Here is an 18,218-nt window from a genome sequence, read left to right as displayed (position 1 = left end):
AAGATGAAGGGCGATTTTTCACGTTGGCGCGATGGGTCGGGACTGAACTTCAACGGCATCCTGCCGCAACAGGGCAAGGTGTTGCTGGATAGCGACGGCATTGCGCAGACCATGATCGAGAACGACTGGCGCAACACGGCGGCGCGCGACTTTGTGGGTGACATGGCGGGCGTGCCGTCGACGAACCCCGAGAGCTTCGCGATCAGCGCCGCTTCGTGGGCCAATGACAAGGTGGTGCTGACGGTAGATGTGGGACACCTGTGGGCGGATGGGAGGTTGGTGCGGTTGCATGGCGGCTCCGGCTCCAAGGTGCAGCGCGAGGCCACGTGGCTGCAGCCGCCGCTGGTTGCGAATGCTGCGGACGGAACGGTAGCGGATGGAACGATGGATGCCGTTGTGCTGGAGGTGTGGCAGCAGGCGGTGAGCGGCTTCCAGATGCCGAATGAACTGATCGAGCCTGCGCTGGGTGGCCCCGATACGGCGGAGCGGCTGCAGACTGCTTTCGCGTTCCGGCTGGCGCGCCTCAACGCGGGCGAGACGTGCTCGTCGCTGCACTACGATGAGAGCGGGCGGGGAACGTTGACGGCATCGCTGGTTCCGCCGATCACTGTTTCGGGGGATTGCCCGACGGTGGGCTCGGGAGGGTACAGCGGGTTCGAGCATCAGCTGTACCGCATCGAGGTCGCGAATGTTAACTCGGGTGACGCGAGCCAGTTCAAGTGGTCGCGCATCAATGGCGGCCTGGTGGGTCGGGGAACGTTCAATGCCGTCGATCAGACGATTGCGATTACGGCGAACCTGCCGGCAATTACAGGCGTCAACCAGTCGAGCTTCTATCTCGAGATAGAGACTTACTCGGAGGAGTTTGGATTTACGCAGGTGACGCTGGGCGCTCCGGCAACGCTTACCGGAGCTACGCTGCAGTGCTCGGCTGCAATGTTCGGGCAGTTCCCGGGGAGTACGGGCACGGTCTTCTTTCGGCTGTGGGATGGGATCTCGCCGGTGGCTAACTTTCCCGTGCAAGCGAGTCCGGTGCAGTTGGAGAACGGCATCCTGCTGCAGTTCGAGGCCGATGGCGCAGGGAAGTATCTGCCGGGCGACTACTGGATGTTTCCGGTGCGCGCGCAGGGCGTCAGCAATCCGCAGACGCTGATCAACGCGGCGAAGCCACAGGGCATCGTGTATACGCGCGTGCCGCTTGCTGAGATCACGTGGGCGAGCTCGGGCAGCGGGACGTGGAAGGCTGGCACGATCGAAGACTGCCGGGCTATTATTCAGCCGCTGACGGAGCGTGCAGGGTGCTGCACGTGCACGGTGGGCGATGGCGTCGAAAGCTTCGGTCAGTTTACGTCGATCCAGAAGGCAATTGATTCGCTGCCCAAAGGCGTTGGCGGTGAAGTGTGTCTGCTTCCTGGACGGTTCTTCGAGAATGTAAGCATCAAGGGGCGCAAGGACATCGTCATCCACGGGTGTGGATGGCAGACGCGTGTGGCGTCAGTAGAGCTTGCTCCTAACTTTTCGGGGACGCCGACAGCGGCTTACGATGGCACTGCGGCGATGCAGGCGGTCTTCAAGGTATCGCGCTCCGAGCACATCAAGTTCGAGTCCTTTGTTGTGGAGGCGGGGACAAATGAGGCGGGGATTGCCATCGATGGTGATGGCGCGCTGTTTCATCCGCAAGCAGTGTCCCAACAAGGAGAGAACGAAGTCAGGATTGACATTCCTCGAGCGGGGGCCGTCGACATCACCATCGGCGGCATGTTCTTCGTGGCGTCTACGCTACCTGCTGTCATCGCCAACCAGGTGCAGGTGCTTCGGATTGAAGGCAGCCGCATCGGAGCGGTGGATGTGCGCAGTGTGTGGTCGTCCGTGTATGTGAGCGGCACCGAGCTTCGCATCGAGGGCAATTGGATTGGCGTGTGGAATGAGGCCAATCTTGGTGAATGCCCTACGAGCGTGGTGAAGGACCTGTTCGCTGGGCAGGGGAGTGGCGCAGGCGGTGGATCGTCCTCGGTGGCCGTGGGGACACATCCTGGCGGCATTCAGGTGGCAGGATGGTCGACCGATGTGTACCTCCTCGAGAACGAGATTCAAGGTGGGGGCGGCAATGGGATTACTCTCGGCAGCATAGCTGTGCTGGATGCCAACGGCAACAACACCGGCGGCTTGAACGGTGTGACGTTCGGCGTTGGAGACTGCTGCACATGGACCCTGCAGCAACCAGGGACGACGACTTCGGGAGAGACGATTGTCTCTGGCGGACCGCTGGCGAACATTCATATTCATCGCAACCGGCTGCGCACGTTGGGGCTTTGCGGCATTGGGCCGGTGGGCTTCTTCAACCTGGTCGAGACGCTAGAGGTCATCACGATCGATGGGCTGACGATTACAGAGAATGCGATCTCGAACACGCTGCGGAAAGACCTGGCGTCGATGAGTGCGATTGAGAGCTTGAGCCTGGGCTACGGCGCGATCTGCGTGCCTGACGTGATGAACCTCATCGTTCGCGACAACGCGATTACCGACACGGGGGCGAGTCCGCGCGCGAATGTCTGCGGCATCTTTGTGCTTCACGGTGAGATGGTGGAGATCAGCCGCAACCAGGTGATCGAAACGAGGGACTGGGCGGAGGCCGATGAAGAGGCGGTGACGGTCACCAACGCGGGTGGCATCGTGATCCTGTATGTCACGCCGCCGGCTTTCAAGGCGGTGATCCTTTCGATGATCTGGGACAGCTCCGGCGGCACTTCCACTGCTGCCACGGATGAGTTGGCCAATCCACTGTATGAGCCGGGTTTGCCTGCCCTGCGCGTCGAAGAGAATGTGGTGCGTATCGCGATTGGGTACTCGATGTTTGCGATTGGTACGGGGCCGTTTCACTTCTCGGGAAATCACTTCTCGACCGGAGGCACGATTCAGGACACGGGGCTACAGGTTGCGCAAGCGGTACTGATCGTCAACATGGGCACGCCGCTCGAATTCATCGCGCCACCGAGTTCGAACGACACCGAGTATCAGGATCCGCTGTTCGGCGCGCGCGATGCGTTTGCGAATGTCTCCAGCGGAGCGACTGTGTTTACGGGTAACATCTGCCAGCTCGAGGCGCGCGCGGGTGGTGAGACGGAGCTGGCGTCGGTGTTGGTCTACACGCTCGATCACCTCATCTTCTCCAACAACCATTGCTGGCTGGATAGCAGCACGGGCAGCGCACTCGCTGACGTGATCCTTGTCGGCTTCACGGCGAATGTCACCTCGAACCGATTCCAGGAGGCGTGGGGCTCGGTGCTGCTGTCCGGCTTCGTGTTTGCGCTGCTGAATATTACTTCGCTGAATGTCTCGACCGCTTGCCTGCTGGTGCTTGGAGTGCAGGTGGTGAACGTGAACAACCTGACCGTGATCTCGATGGCGCCGGGTCTTTCTGAGATCTGCGCGCCATTCAAGAAATTGTCCGGTTACTAACCAGAAGAGGCGATTTCACCATGGCAACTACTGCGTCGACTGCTTCATCGACTCCTCCATCGACTGCTCCCGATCCCACGCAGGTGAAGACGCAGGTGTCGTCGAATCTCACCAGCGCGAACACGCTGGTACAGCAGCGGGTCAGCACGGCATCGCTGGTCCAGAAGGCGCGTCTTGCGCAACAGACCCGCACGGCTGCGCGACTGCAGGCTCAGTATGGTGCGAAGGATCCCGCCGTGAAGGCTGCTGTTGCGCAGGTTTCGGCAACGACGACGACGGCGTATCGATTGAGCGCGGTGCATCAGCAACTGACGGCGGCGCCTCCGAAGGTGACGGCGAATGGCTGGGCTGTGTATGGGGTGGTGAACCATGCGGACCATTCCGCGGCGGCGCGGTTTACCGTGTTCCTGGTGGACGCGAGCAAGACGTTTCAGCATCAGTATGGCTTTGCGTACACCGATGCGTCGGGCGCTTTCACCATCGACTATGCAGGCGGTGAGGCCAAGGCGGAGAGCGAGCCGGCGTTGTTCCTGGAGGTTGCGAACACGGACGCGGAGCCGGTGTACCTGGATACGACTTCGTTCACGCCGGTTGCGGGGAGTGCGCTGTATCGCACGATTTTGCTCGCGAGGGGTGACCAGGCCATCGGCGATCCGCCACCGCCCGTTCGTCGTGAAGCGCTTCCGGAGGAGTTGAAGAAAGACTGACCATGTTGAGCTTTGCGACACAAACCCGCTCCAGCGCTGGGCCTGCGTGGCACAAGCGACAGGCATCTCCTCGGTTGAGCGTGGACTCGAGCGCTGTGCCGATGGTCCGGCGCACGCCATGCCCCTGCGGCGGCGGGTGTCCGCGATGCGCGGCTGCCAGTCACAGTGAAGGCTCTGCGGAGCCCGCACCGTTGCAGAAGAAACTCGAGATTGGGGCGACTCACGATCCGCTGGAGGCGGAGGCCGATCACGTTGCGGATCAGGTGATGCGGATGGAGGCTCCTACATCTGCTTCGCATACGGAAGGGCCAGTGGTGCAACGCAAATGTGCGGCTTGCGAAGAGGAAGAAGAGACGCAGAAGGTACAGAAGAAGGGCGAGGATGATGCGCACACGGCGAGTGGGGAAGCTCCGCCGAGTGTTCACTCTGTGCTTGCCACTGCAGGGCAGCCGCTGGATCGATCGGTGCGCGAGTTCTTCGAGCCGAGATTCAATGCTGACTTCAGTAGCGTGCGCGTCCACTCCGATACACACGCGGCACGGTCGGCGCGGGAGATCCACGCGACGGCCTATGCCACCGGGGATCACATCGTGCTGGGTGCGGGGGCGTCCGCGGGCAGGTCGAACCTGATGGCGCATGAGCTGGCTCACGTGGTGCAGCAGCGCGGCCGAGGAGTGCAAGCTATTCAACGGCAGGCGAACCGGCCCGAGACCTGTGCGGAGGTGTGCGGCGAAGGCGACAACTGCAAGCAAATGCCTGGCGAACATTGCACGGACGATCAGACGAAAGCGGTCAACGCGGCTACGAAGAAGGCGGGCGAAAAGCTTGCCAAGGCGATTGACGCGTTAAGCCAGCATCCTGACTCCGCGGCGGTGGTGAAGTCGTTCCAGGATAACTACGGCTGGCATAAGGGGCTGGGCCCAAGCGATCTGCCGACGAAGGTGCTGGCGGTTTTGAACAGCTGCCTGGCTCGCATGGGAGCGAAGAATCTTTGCATCAAGTGTCCAGAGTGCGGGAGCGAGCTGGATCTTGCCATGATTCATCGGGCTCGCAAGCCAGGGGATGGCCCGGCTACACCGGAGTCTTGCCTGCAGTTCAACTGTTTCGATTTCTGTCCGGGGTATTTCGGTCTTAGCGCGCCGCAGCAGGCGCATGGCGTCCTCCACGAGTTCTTCCATCTTGTGTTGCCGCCGATTCCGACAGGATCGGAGAAGTACCGAGGCGCAACTAACTATCCGGACATTCCGCCGGTGATGCTGAAGATGCCGGATGCGTATGCATCTCTGGTGGACGATATCTCCTGAGCTTCTGAACTTCCGAGCTTATGAACTCCTGCGCAGGGTTCTCGCGTTCTCTTCGGCCCGCTACGTTTTGAGGAGTGCATTGGGATGTTTGCCAACGCGAAACGCGACACTGCAACCGGAGGGCGAGAGGGCAGCGAACGCCGGCACTCCACGGGCGAGTCGCAGGCGCCTTCCAACACTGCGCTGCGCAAGCCGTGTCCCTGCGGTGGAGGATGCCCGCGTTGCGCACGGGGACCGGCTCAGCAAGCGGTGGTGGGCAAGATGGAACGCGCGTTCGGCACATCCTTTGCCGACGTGGAACTGCGGACCGATACCGAAGCGGGTAGCCGCGCGCGGTCGCTTGGTGCACGCGCTTATACGGATGGGACGGAGATAGGGTTTGCTCCGGATGTGTTTCGTCCAGAGACGCCGCAAGGCCTGTTCACCATTGCGCATGAGTTTGCGCATGTTGTGCAGGGGCGGGGTGGAATGCCGGGAATACGTCCGACTCCGCCGGCTCTTCATCATGGGTCGGTTCATCTGCAGACGGAAGCCGCTGCGGAGGGGCAGACTCCGACGGACCCCGCGGAAGAGAACGCGGATGCCGCGGCGATGCAGGTGCTTGAAGGCTCTCTGCCGGACGTGAAGCCTTTCGTGCTGGATGCGACGGCACCTGCGAAGCAGGATCCGAAGCAGGTGAAGCCGCTGGTGATCGCACGAGGTACGTACGTTGCGGGGAAGACCAAGGCGGGGGGATATGTCTTCGGGTTCAACTCCCAGGATGTGCGTACCTGGACAGACTCGACGGTCGAGTTCTACAGCCGCTACATCCACCACGTTTTCCCTTCGGCAAGTGCTGACGATGTGACTGCCGCAGGGCAGTCGTTACAGATCCACTGGACCACACCGTTTGACCCTCTGGCGCTCGAGCAGATGCCTATTGTCCGGTACGAGATCACACCTTCGCTCCATCAAGGGACCAAAGCGTGGTTCCTGAAGAACCGGCCTGCAGTGACGCCGTCGTCGCCCACGCCGGGTGAATTCAATCTCGACCAGAAGCCGGGGAAGGCTCCGGCTGCGCCGCCTGCGGATACGGTGAAGACCACAGCGTCGAGCACAGGAGCGGAGTCGCGGGGGCTGATGAAGGTGGAGCAGCTCTACGACTACCTGTTCAAGAAGTTTCCCGATCATCCGATGTTCAAGGAGCGCGGCGCCAAGCTGGAGGATCTTATTCAGTATCTGGCGAAGCAGGGAGGCAGCAACGCTCCCAAGATCACGGATCTGTCCAAGCTGCCGCCGGACTTCTTCCAGTCATTCCTGGACCAGTGGGCGCAAGGGAAGACTTCGGTGCAGCCTGATGCCGGTGGCGCGGGAAGCGCGGAGCAGGGAATCCACAAGTTCGTGCCCGAAGCCAAGCTCGCCATCTACCCGAAGGTGGAGAAGTATGTTACTGGCGCGAGCATGCGGGCGGTAGTGGAGTTCAAGAGCGACGACTACGATAACGCCTCGATCAATGTCTTTCCCGGGCGTGCGCTGTTCAATTGGTCCATTCGTGACAGTGCAGGCAAGGAGATTGATTCGGGCCCGATCCTCGAGGGTCGGGGCGATATCGACTACAGCTTCAAGGCGCCGGCGCCGGGTATCTATAGCATCCATGTGCGCGTCACGAGCGAGTACTTCACGACGGTGGCTTTTTCGCCGACGGACATGGTCTTCACCTCGGACACCGAGGCGAAGCGCGAGAGTGAGGTCTTCGAGTCGACGCTGCTAGGGAAGGATGGTCCGCTGGAGCGCGTGAACGGCCAGCTGAAGTTCAAGCAGGATGCCGGACCCGCTGCAACGGTAGAGGGTGAAGCCGAGAAGCTTAAGAAGATGCTCGAACAAGTGGACCAGCTGTTGAAGGATAAGCAGATCGAACCCGAACAGGCGACGGAGTACCGCAAGGTGATCAATGAGCGCCTCGAGATGTTCGAGAAAAAACAGGGCGTGCTCACCGGGACGCGGGCGTATCGAGCCTATGGCACGTTGCTCGACCGCGAGACCTCGGAATCGATGCAGCTGCAGTTCATTGCTCGCGGAGGTGTGCAGGAAAAAGACGGCAATAAGACTTATACGATGCAGCTTCTTGATGTGACCTCTTCGTCGGAAGAACCTCCGGTCTACCGTGGCGAAGCGAAGGTTGAATTGGATACGGCGGCCGCGATGCGCGCCGCGGAAGTGGAAGCGATCGACGAGGCGGAAGAGCAGCTTCGGGCGCAGAACAGCTATCCGAATGGAACGATTCACATGGTGGTCGAGCTGTCGGATGGCACGACGCACAATGCGACCATCAATACGGCGAATGCGCGCAAGAAGGCGAAGGCGGCGCTGGGTGTTGCATCGATGACCTTAGGTGCGGTCGCGCTGGTCGCGTCGCCGCTGGTGGGAGAGACCTCGGCGCCTGCCGGTGTGGCGCTCATTGAAGCGGGGTCGGCACTCGGAGTGGGGATCACGATTGCGGGTGCGGCAGCGGGTGCAGCTGCGCTGGGAGATATTGGCCTGCGTATCGAACAGAGGACCAAGACGGGCACCATGCATGCCGATCGCACCACCGCCATTGATGCGGCGGTCGCCGTTACAACCATCGCAGGCTTTGGCGGGATTGCGAAGCTCGCCAAGCTGGAGGGCGTGGCAAAGGTGTTGAGCGATGGGCGGCTGCTTGTGGCGACAACGTCTCTCGGCGTTGGGCAAGGCATCCTGATGAGTATGGAGTGCCGCAACGCTCTCAGCAAAATCGAGACCAGTTACGCGCTGCAGATGGCGGGCAAGTCCCAGGAGGAGCGCGCGAAGCTCCTGCAGCAGCGCGACCAGGAAGAGGGCGCACTGATCGCCAGCTTCGCCGTCAATGGCGGCTTCCTTGTGATCGCCACAGCCCATGGTGTCGCTGAGATTACGACTCACGGCTTCATGCCTGGCCCCCACGGCGAGCCGCCTGTCGAGTACACCGTCAGCGAGCGCGTGAAGGCAGTTGCCGACAACCGGGATCCAGTGGAGATTCGTGAGACTCTCTCGACGGACCGGGCGTTGAGCAAACAGGAGCGTGCTTTCCTGCAGGAGGCCCTCAGTCGCGCGACGGCAGAGCCCGCACCCAGGGAGACGGTCGTCAAGCCCGAGGCTCTGCCCAATGCGAAGAGCCCCGCAGCCGGGGAAGGCGGTGGGGGAAAGGCTCCCGAGCCTGGCACGGTATCTCACGACGATACGGGGCTGGTCCAACACGGGATGACGAAGCTCGAAGCGCGGATCGAATACAACCGCTCGGTCGTTGCGGACAAGACTCGCGAGGTTGGGCTCTATTTCAATCCCAAGACCGGCGAGTACATTGTGGCGCAGGGCTCGGCGACTGAGGTCGACATCCAGCATCTGTGGAAGGAAGGTTACGAGGGGGTCTGGGTGCTCATCGAACACAGCCATCCGGGAGACGATCCGTTCGCGCGGCTCGCCTCGCCGAAAGATTTTCAGGCGATGATGCATTGGCAGACGACGGGAGTTCACGCGGAGGCGCCGGTCTCCACGCTGATTCGATGGACGGACCCGGTGACGAAGATCGAGCACCTGACCGAGATCGGCTTCCGGCCCGGACGTCCCGATGGCTACTACATCAAGTTTATCGACCAACACGGAGGGCCGCCGGAGGTCACGTTTGAGAAACCGCCATGGGAAGCGGACTCCGACTACAGGGACTGGCTTCGCAAGCGCGGTGTGCCGGATGAACCCGTGGCTGCGGCGCCTGCGGAGGCCCCGACGCCTGCGCCCGGCCGTTCCGTGACGCCGGGCGGGTCCGCTCCACCAGCGCCGGCAAGCCCGAGCGCTGTTCCCGAGCCGTTACCGAATGCCGAGGCGGTGAAAGCCACACCTGCCACCAAACCTGCTAAGAAAGCCAGTCCGTCGGCGACTTCGACTCTGGCTCCTGAGATTACGGGCAAGCTTCGCGAGGACATCGTAGCCACCGACCAGCTGACCGGAATGACGCGGACGAAGCAGCGCCTTGATCGGGACAAAATGCTTCTCGTCCCAGAAGTGTTTCCTACCCCCAAGGCCTACCTGGAGTTTATGCAGCGCGACTTGACGACGGCTGTGGCCCGGCTCAACGAGAAAATTACTGTTATCGAAACGCAGGCGGCGGAGGGCAGTGGGACCGGGGCCAAGACTTCGCGTCAGATGGACTTTTCGCATTACAAGGCGCCGGCGGAGGCGAACCTCACTCGCGAGGAAGCGTTGGGGCCGACACCGAATCGCGGCAGCGAGACTGGGCAGAAGGTAATCGAGCGCATGAAGAAAGAAGGCCGCATCAGCCAGGACGGGCTATCGTACTTCCTGCCGCAGACGAACCAGTGGTACCGGATCGCCGGGGCTGATATGGGACACATTCACGACGCTGTCGTCTGGTGGAACGAGGAAGGCTACCTTTATGGAATGCGGAGCGAAACGGTGAAGGCCTGGATGAAAGAGCAGGCGAACTATGAGTTGCAGCCTCCGGAGTGGAACCGCCGGGAGGGAGCAGAGCTTGGCGCCGAGATGCGCGCCATGGGGCTCGGCTACCGGAGGGCGCACCCTGACCCGATCCCGACGGACGTTGCCAAGCCATAGCGCGGGATAGCTGCCCTGGCCACACAGGGTGACTGCGTCGCTATCGGGCCGACTCTTTCATCGTGAGCAGCGATGGGATGTGGGCCGCGGAATGCTGATCGAGATACAGCGTGGCGTTGGGATGTCGCTTCAGGATCGTGGCGGGGAAGTCGGTGGAGATGTCTTCCTCGAGGGACTTCATCGGCACGTTGTCGAGGAGATTGCGACGAAGATGCCCACGGAAGGATGCGGGATGATCCGGCGCATTCCGATGTCCTCGTCGAGGTGGGAGTATGGACGGATCCTTCCGGGTCAGGCCCCGGCGGTGGGGATGATTCGATTGCGCACCGTTTCGGACAGCCCCCAAGATCAACTGAGGAGCAAAAGGCGAACCCCACGTCCGCGGATCGGGCCGTGGGGTTTTGTATGCCTAGCGCGGATGTCCACCGCCGCCGCCACGATTGCCGCCGCCGCCGCCGCGGTTGCCGCCCTGGGCACCGGCGCTGTGCTCTCGGCCGGCGTCATGGCTTGCCGTACCTACGTGGCCCTGACCATCACGAGCTTCGTTGCCCTGGAAGTGATTGAAGGGCTGGGATCCACGCTCGGGTAAAGGGCCGGAATAGCCCTGGCGGCGATCATAGCGATTGTCGACATGGCCATAGAAGCCGCGCGAACCATGGAACCAGGGGCCCGCGCCGATGAAGGCGCCACCGCTGAACCAGTCCGGGCCGTAGTAGCCGTAGGGTGAGCAATCATAGGGAGCGTAGTCGTAGTAGCCATAGGGGCATGCCGGCGCTATGCCGATACCGATGGCAATCTGAGCGGGGGAAACGGTGGCGGCAGCGAGGAGAAGCGCCGCGCTGGTTGCGGCGAGGGCGAAAGCTTTCGGGTAGGTCATAAAGACTCCTTTAGAGCGTTTTCCCGTTGATAGGTAATCCGGGAGTGACGTGCGGTGGCGTTTTCATTGGGGAAAACGCCCATTGGAGTCGAGCCACCGCTGTACACCTACAGGAAAAAGGCTCTAGCGCGCTGGAGGGTCGAGTCCGGACCAATCCTGTTGGGGCTGATCCTGAGCGTCTATATAACCCGATCTTCTGCCTTCATCGCTTTGAATACTGAGCTGATTCGCTCATTGTGCTCTGCGGGCCAGACTTGAGCAGGGAACTAAGAGCGGACTCTGGGGTTGTGCCTGATAAGCCGCATGGGAACGAGGACCGCTGGTATGAGGAACACCATCGAGCCGATGACCCACATGGCGGCGGCGCCGGCGCGCTGGTCTGTCAACGGTGGGATTCCGAAGCCGTTTGGCTCCTTCAGGTAGTAGGCATAGACCGGGCGGTCACAGAAGGCGAGAAATCCCGAGAGGGCTGTGTTCACAATGTCTGCCAGCACGAGATACGGTATCGCGAACCATCCGAGGGGAGCTGATCGCGTAGGCCAGGGGCGAATGAGCGGCCACCAGAACAGGATCGAGGTGACGAGGAAACACAGGTGTTCGAACTCGTGCCAGTGCTCGTGCTCGAGCGCGAAGTCATAGGCGGCGGGGATGTGCCAGCCGAGGAAGACGAGGTTCATCGCGATCCAGGCCACGAGCGGGGTGGTGAGCCACTCGCCGAGGTGGCGCAGCCAGGCGGTGCGAAGCAAGGGGCCGAGCACGGTCTTTCGCACAGCGAGGGGCAAGCCGCGCAACAGGGGAACGACCGGTTGTCCGAGGAGCAGCAGCGGTGGAACGAAGGACATCAGGAGCAGATGCTCGACCATGTGGGCGCTGAGCAGCGCATCCGCGAAGCCGTCCATAGGCGAGCCGATCGCGATCCAGATGGTGGCGAGGCCGAGAAGGAACGACCATAGCCGCCAGGTGGGAAACTGTTCCGGGCGCGTTTGCCGAATCAGCAGCCAGCCACGGAGATAGAGCGCGGCGCTAAGAAGGATCGCCGCCGTCAGAAAGACCGGCGGCGACCACTCTGCAAAGATTGCTTGTGAAGCAGATTCCATCATGAGTCCCGGCGGCGCTACTTCGCGCCGGACGGAGCAGCGTTTGCCGGTGTTCCGTTCACCACGTCGCGGGAGGTATCCACGGCATTGGGTTCGTTGTGGCTGTCGAGCGTCATCAGGAAGCTGACCAGGGCCGAAGTTTCGGAGGGATTGAGGGCGTTGCCGTAGGCGGGCATGTTGCCGCCGCCCTGCAAGACCTGGCGGATGATCTGATCCTGGGTCATGCGGGTGGAGATGCCATCGAGCGCAGGCCCGCGTAGACCTCCGGAGCCGCCGACAGAGTGGCAATTCCGGCATTGCTTGTCCTGAAGGACGAGCGCGCCTTGACGCTCCAGCGGGGTGCGATTGTGCAGGTAGCTAGCCGGGATGGTGTCGCTGCTCCAGGCATCCATCAGCGGGCTCCAGGGCGTGTAGGTGCCAAGGTGCGTGAAGACGCCGAGGACCACGGCGATGACCGACACCATCAGGACGGCGACGGGGCGGCGGGACCAGTGCTTCTCGCCCTGGGGAGAGAGCAGTGGGAGGAGCAGCATGGCTCCGATACCCAGCACGGGAGCGATGAAGAGCACCGGTGTCTCCATGCTGGGCGGCAGATAGGCGAGGACAGCATAGATCCAGAGGAACGCAAAGTCAGGCTTGGGTGCGGTCTGGATGATCGTCGGATCGGGCTGGCCGGTGGGGCCGAACGGACCGAAGAAGAAGGCGCAGGCCATGACGGCAAGCATGATGGCTGCGGCGAAGATGGCGTCCTTCCAGGCCGCGTCGGGGACGAAAGGGATTCCCGTATCGTGGGTGAGCTTGTGGTAGTCGCGCTCGTAGGTGGTCTTGCTGACGATGCGTCCGGGCATGGGCCAGTCGTTGATGCCGAGGCGGAGGACCATCCATAGGTGTACGCCCACGAATGCGAGCAGCAGGCCGGGAATGATGAAGACGTGGAGTGCGAAGAAGCGCGTGAGGGTGGGGCCAGCGATGATGGGTCCGCCCAGCATCACGTTGACCAGAGCGCCGCCGATGACGGGCACGCGGCTCATGATGGAAGCGCCGATGCCAAGGCCCCAGTAGGCGTCCTGATCGAAGCGGAGAACCTGTCCGGTGAACGCCATGCCCAGGGTGAGCAGCAGGCAGAGGACGCCGACCATCCAGGTCAGCTCGCGGGGGAACTTGTAGGCTCCGAAGAGGAAGACCTGCGCCATGTGGATGAGCACGATGGCGATCATGAAGTCCGAACCCCAGCCATGCAGGGCACGCAGGAACCAGCCGAGCTTGACGCTGTGATTCAGGAACTCGAGGCTGGCCCAGGCATGGCCCGCGGAGGGAGCGTAGACCAGGCCGAGCAGGATGCCGGTCATCACCTGCATGACGAGCAGGACGGTGGCGGCGCTGCCGAAGACGTACCACCAACTGGCGGTGCTCTCGGGAACTTCGTGCGAGACGGCTTCCATGACGGGACCACCGAGACCGAGGCGGTGTTCCAGCCACTGGTAGACGGCGATTCCTGTCTGCTTTAGTCCGGTTGGCTTTAGTCCTGGCACGATGCGCACCTCGGCTTGGGCGTGGGGGTTGCGGAGGATGGCGTCACGCCGGCGATCTGGGTCAGCTGTGGAGGCGTGGTGACCGAGGCGGCCAGCGTGGGCATGCGGCCCGCGCTGATCATCAGGGAGTCGCCGGAAAGCTTGTGTTCGTACTCGAACAGGCCGCGCTCGGGCGGACCGGAAGCTCGCGAGCCGTCCTCGTAGTAGGCTCCGCCGTGGCAGGGGCAGAGGAAGAGCTTGGACTCCGCGAACCAGCGGACCGGACAGCCGAGGTGTGCGCAGTTGATCGCGAAGACCTGGAAGGTGGTGCCCGAGACACGGCGTACCCAGCAGGGGATGTCCCCGGTCTGCCCATCCCACGAGGTCGTCACGGGATTGCGGAAGGTTGCAAGCCGGGTCTCGCCTTCAGGAAAGTTGGAGAGCGGGCCAAGATCGATCCAGGAGTTCTGCGCCTCTGCCTTCTTCGTAGCTCCACCGAACAGGTAGCCCAGGATCGGCACGGCCATGATGGCGCCGACCACGCCGTTGGCAGCGAGCGACAGCTTGAAGAGGAACGTTCTCCGGGAATGGCCGGCCTTGCGCACGCGCGCGGCCTCATCGAGGATGGCCTGCTCGGCGGTGACGTCAATCGGCGGCTGCGGCGCCTCGTTCGGGTTCATGCTCTTGCTCCTGGTCAATTTCCGGTGTGGTGTCCTGGTCGCGTTTACGGATGGGTGGGATACGGCTGCCCGGCGTTCGGGCTGCGCAGCGAGGCCATCCACGCGACGATGTCAGTGATCTGCTGGTCGGTCAGAGGGGTCGCGGAGTCGGATCGCCAGTCGGGCATGCCCTCATCCGGCGCACCCGCGAGGATGAAGCTGCGAATGTCCTGATCGCTGACCAGAGCGAGGTAGGAAGGATCGACGAGGGATCCGATCTTTTCCTTGCCCTTCTGCGTTCCCGCTCCGTTGGCTCCATGGCACGAAGCGCAGGAGCCAGCGAACGCCTGCTGTCCTCGCGCCGCGTCTCCAGTGAGCGTGGCCTGGTAGGGCGGGGGATTCTGTCCCGCGAGCAGGTTGGGCTTGCCCCAGGTCTGCATGATCCCGTGAGCGAGCACCTGGACCTGCTGGTCGGTGAGCGTGCCGCCGGAGCTCTTGGCGAATGCAGGCATCAGCGTTCCGTGAACGCCGCGGGCCGTGACGTCCCGAATCTTATCTTCGCCGGCGATGGCGAGATAGACGGGATTGGCCAGGGAGATCGCTGGACCATGACCACCGCTTGTCCCGTGGCATGCAACGCAGTTGGTCTTGTATAGCGTGGCGAAATCCAGCTGCTGTTCGGGGCGGATGACCTCCGGACCAGGGCCGGGGCGTCCGGGAGCATGGTCACATCCGACCAGCGCGAGAGTCATCGCGAGCGAGAGGGCAGTGCTGCAGACTTTGAAGGTTTTGAAGGTCATTGGCTGTCCTCTTCGTCCAGCGCCGTGGTGTGGATGCCGGCGCGGACCGCGAAGGGCAGTGCCTGGAATTGAGGCGTGCGCACTTTGACCTGAAGGTTGACGACGAATCCGCAGACCAGGCCGAAGAAGATTTGCGAGACGACGAACCATGCCCAGTTGATGCGCTGATTCATGATGGGGCTGATGATGCCGAGCGCCGAGTAGAGCAGTCCGGTCCAAAGGAAGGGCGCTACAAAGCCGGCAGTGAGGATGGGCTTTTTCGGATACATGGGGAGCATCGCACCGTAGAGCAGGCCGATCAGGACGGAGGCCGTGAAGTGGATGGCAGACGCAGCCACGAGACCGAGGAGACGAAACTGGGCAAGGAAGGCATCGCTCTGTCCGGCCCAGCTGACGAAGCCACCCGCGGCGAGCAGATTCGTGGCGTACCAGATGCTGTGATAGCGGATGAGACCGTAGAGGGCGGCGGGCAGGATCATGGCCGTGCCTCCAGCGAGGCCTCCCTTGACGCCGGCCATCACGTTGAAGGTCTCGACGGGCAAGAGTTTGCGATGAGATTCGCCGACCGGGGCGTGTGTGCGCGTGGTGCGCGTGCTGGTGACGGGCACGATCTCCATGCTGACGGGAATGTGGACGACGTTCTCGGCTGGAAGCACTTCCAGGAACCAGCCGACGATCGCGGGAAGAATGAGCAGCAGCCCGAGCAACGCGATGACCCAGTGCGTGACCATGCCGGTGCAGACCAGCGCGATGCCCAGCGCGAGCACCATCGGCCACGGGGTCGATGCGGGGAGATGCACCGTCGAATCGTGCTGGTTCAGTGCGTCTGAGGGACCGTGAGTCCCGTCGATATTGTGGTCTGCCATCAGCATTCCGTCCGTTTCTGTTCGCTCATCGTCGTCATCGACCGATCACATACACAACCAGGAAGACAACGACCCAGACTGCGTCCACAAAGTGCCAGTACAGCGACAGGACCTCCAGCCGCTCGGCGTGATGCTCCGTCACTCGCCCACTGAGGCTGAAGAAGAAGGCCGCGATCAGCAGAAGCAGGCCGACGATGACGTGGGTCGCGTGCAGGCCGACCAGGGAGTAATAGGTGGTGCCGAAGAGATTGGTCTTGATGGTCAGGCCCACGTCATAGATGAGGTGATGCCATTCCTGGGCCGTGGTGGCAAGGAACGCGGCGGCGAGCGTGACCGTTCCAGCGAGCCCGAGCGTGCATCCGCGGATGTTGCCCTTGCGCAACGCCGCGACCGCCATGTGCACGGTAACGCTGCTCGAGAGCAGGCAGATCGTGCCGAGGATGGGTAGTTCCAATACCTGGGAGGGCGTTGGGCCGGAGAGGCTCTTGCCCAGGTAGAAGAGATAGGCCGTTACGAAGATGAGGAAGATGGCGGCTTCAGCCGCAATCAGGCACCACATTCCGACGATGCCCTTGTTGGGCAGCACCCAGGGCTGTTCGTCGACAGCGATGGGAATCGTATTGGTCTGCATCATTCGTATCTCGAGTCTTGATCTTCTGGGTGTTTGAGATCCCATAGCGGACGGGCGCTGCCGACGGTTGGCTCAATCGCGAAGTTATAGTCCGGAGGCGGTGAGGTCGTCGCCCATTCCAGGGTCCAGGCATCCCATGGATCCGGACCGGCTTCCTTCCCGCGGAAGTAGGAATAGATGAGGTTGTAGACGAAGATCAACGTCGCGATGCCCTGAATGATCGCTCCGATTCCGATGAGCAGGTTCCATATATCCCAACCGCGGCCGGCCTCATATGTATAAATGCGGCGCGGCATGCCGAGCAGGCCTGGGATGTGCATCAGGTCGAACGTGAGGTGAAAGCCGATGACGAAGAGCCAGAAATGCCACTTGCCCAGCGTCTCGCTCATCATGCGACCGGTGATCTTCGGGTACCAGTAGTAGAAGGCGGCGAACAGGGAGAACAGGATGCCGCCGACGATGACGTAATGGAAGTGCGCGACGACGAAGTAGGACGCGCTCAGCTGCCAATCAAACGGCGCCGCGGAGAGCATGATGCCGGTCAGGCCTGCGATCAGAAACTGGAACAGGAAGCCGACGCAGAACATCATGGCGACGCTGTAGATGACCTTGCCGCCCCAGATGGTGGCCAGCCAGTTGAACATCTTGATGCCGGTGGGCACGGACACCACCATCGTGGCAAAGACGAAGAACGTGTTGCCGGCGGGGCCGAGGCCGATCGTAAACATGTGGTGCGCCCACACGCTCAGGCTGACGAAGCCGATGGCCACCGAGGCAGCCACCATCGCGGGATAGCCGAAGATCGCCTTCCGTGAAAATACCGGGATGATCTCGTTGACGAACGCGAACGTGGGCAGGATGAGGATGTAGACCTCGGGATGTCCGAAGATCCAGAAGAAGTGCATCCACAGGACGGCAGAGCCGCCGGCCTGGGTATCGAAGAAGTGAGAGCCAAGATAGCGGTCGAGGCAGAGCATGATCTGGCAGGCGGTGAGCGGGCTGACCGCCGCAAACACCATGCAACTCGCGACCACGAAGAGCCACACCAGCAGTGGCATTCGCATCAGCGTCATACCCTTGCAGCGCATGCAGAAAGCAGTCGCCACGATGTTGATGGCGGTGCCGGTGGTGCCGATACCGCTGAGCAGAACGGAGAGCGTCCAGTAGTCGCTGCTGTGGCCGGGCGAGAAGACCCTGGCAGTGAGGGGAGCGTAGGCGAACCAGCCGACGTCGGGCGCCGAGCCTGCGCCATAGAGTCCGCTGCCCGCGAAGTAGCTCAGGTACAGCAGGATGCCACCGAATGCGGAGACCCAGAAGCTGAAGGCATTCAGGCGCGGAAATGCCATGTCGCGCGCGCCAATCATCAGCGGGATCAGGTAGTTTCCGAAGCCGAACAACACGGGCACAGCCACGAAGAAGATCATCGTGGTGCCGTGCATGGTGAAGAGGCGATTGAAGACCTGGGGGCTGACCGCGTGGTTGTTCGCCACCGCCAGCTGCAGGCGCATCACCATTGCCTCAATGCCCGCGACCACCAGAAACAGCAGGGCATAGACGATGTACATCAAGCCGATCTTCTTGTGATCGACCGTGGTCAGCCACTGATAGATCAGGCTCGGCCCAGGCGGATGGGTCGGCGGAGCCGTGACGTCGATTGCTTGGAGGTCTGTAGTCGAAGTAGCCATGCGTGCTGCTTTCCCGT

Annotated in this window: 13 protein-coding genes; 4 read left to right on the top strand and 9 right to left on the bottom strand. The window is 62.1% G+C overall.

What is annotated here, in order from left to right:
- Window positions 1-3 precede the first annotated feature (3 nt).
- The 4 genes from AC5E6W_RS03640 to AC5E6W_RS03625 all read left to right on the top strand — a co-directional run bounded on the left by AC5E6W_RS03640 (window position 4) and on the right by AC5E6W_RS03625 (window position 10,075).
- Window positions 4-3,459 (top strand): DUF6519 domain-containing protein, encoded by a 3,456-nt coding sequence (locus AC5E6W_RS03640; RefSeq protein WP_491750901.1) that lies wholly within the window; start codon window positions 4-6, stop codon window positions 3,457-3,459.
- A 20-nt stretch (window positions 3,460-3,479) separates the two neighbouring features.
- The gene (locus tag AC5E6W_RS03635) at window positions 3,480-4,166 is read left to right on the top strand and encodes a hypothetical protein (protein WP_491750900.1); all 687 of its coding nucleotides are present in this window, start codon (window positions 3,480-3,482) and stop codon (window positions 4,164-4,166) included.
- A 191-nt stretch (window positions 4,167-4,357) separates the two neighbouring features.
- Window positions 4,358-5,470 carry an eCIS core domain-containing protein gene (locus tag AC5E6W_RS03630; protein ID WP_491750899.1) on the top strand — a complete coding sequence of 371 codons (1,113 nt, stop codon included), beginning with the start codon at window positions 4,358-4,360 and terminating at the stop codon, window positions 5,468-5,470.
- A gap of 84 nt (window positions 5,471-5,554) precedes the next feature.
- A complete protein-coding gene (locus tag AC5E6W_RS03625; protein WP_491750898.1) occupies window positions 5,555-10,075 on the top strand; it encodes an eCIS core domain-containing protein in 4,521 nt (1,506 codons plus the stop codon).
- A gap of 40 nt (window positions 10,076-10,115) precedes the next feature.
- On the opposite strand, the gene AC5E6W_RS03620 is transcribed toward AC5E6W_RS03625, so the two are convergent.
- The 9 genes from AC5E6W_RS03620 to ctaD form a co-directional block, all read right to left on the bottom strand.
- Window positions 10,116-10,256, bottom strand: coding sequence for a hypothetical protein (locus tag AC5E6W_RS03620; protein WP_491750897.1), 141 nt, complete (start codon window positions 10,254-10,256; stop codon window positions 10,116-10,118).
- Between the two features lie 228 nt (window positions 10,257-10,484).
- Window positions 10,485-10,952 (bottom strand): hypothetical protein, encoded by a 468-nt coding sequence (locus AC5E6W_RS03615; protein ID WP_491750896.1) that lies wholly within the window; start codon window positions 10,950-10,952, stop codon window positions 10,485-10,487.
- Window positions 10,953-11,218: 266 nt separating this feature from the next.
- Window positions 11,219-12,052 (bottom strand): cytochrome c oxidase assembly protein, encoded by an 834-nt coding sequence (locus AC5E6W_RS03610; protein WP_491750895.1) that lies wholly within the window; start codon window positions 12,050-12,052, stop codon window positions 11,219-11,221.
- A gap of 14 nt (window positions 12,053-12,066) precedes the next feature.
- Window positions 12,067-13,581, bottom strand: coding sequence for a cytochrome b N-terminal domain-containing protein (locus AC5E6W_RS03605; RefSeq protein ID WP_491750894.1), 1,515 nt, complete (start codon window positions 13,579-13,581; stop codon window positions 12,067-12,069).
- Window positions 13,569-14,240 carry a QcrA and Rieske domain-containing protein gene (locus AC5E6W_RS03600; protein WP_491750893.1) on the bottom strand — a complete coding sequence of 224 codons (672 nt, stop codon included), beginning with the start codon at window positions 14,238-14,240 and terminating at the stop codon, window positions 13,569-13,571. The genes AC5E6W_RS03605 and AC5E6W_RS03600 overlap by 13 nt, the downstream gene beginning before the upstream one ends.
- Window positions 14,241-14,284: 44 nt before the next feature.
- Window positions 14,285-15,019, bottom strand: a complete 735-nt coding sequence (locus tag AC5E6W_RS03595) for a c-type cytochrome (RefSeq protein ID WP_491750892.1) — start codon at window positions 15,017-15,019, stop codon at window positions 14,285-14,287.
- Entirely contained in the window at window positions 15,016-15,885 is an 870-nt protein-coding gene (locus AC5E6W_RS03590) for a hypothetical protein (protein WP_491750891.1), read from the bottom strand. Before AC5E6W_RS03590 ends, AC5E6W_RS03595 begins: the two co-directional genes overlap by 4 nt.
- A 34-nt stretch (window positions 15,886-15,919) precedes the next feature.
- Window positions 15,920-16,519, bottom strand: a complete 600-nt coding sequence (locus AC5E6W_RS03585; protein WP_491750890.1) for a cytochrome c oxidase subunit 3 — start codon at window positions 16,517-16,519, stop codon at window positions 15,920-15,922.
- Window positions 16,516-18,201, bottom strand: a complete 1,686-nt coding sequence (gene ctaD, locus AC5E6W_RS03580) for a cytochrome c oxidase subunit I (protein ID WP_491750889.1) — start codon at window positions 18,199-18,201, stop codon at window positions 16,516-16,518. Before ctaD ends, AC5E6W_RS03585 begins: the two co-directional genes overlap by 4 nt.
- Window positions 18,202-18,218: the final 17 nt, after the last annotated feature.

This window comes from Bryocella sp., assembly GCF_058498515.1.
This window is presented reverse-complemented; position numbering and strand designations above follow the sequence as displayed.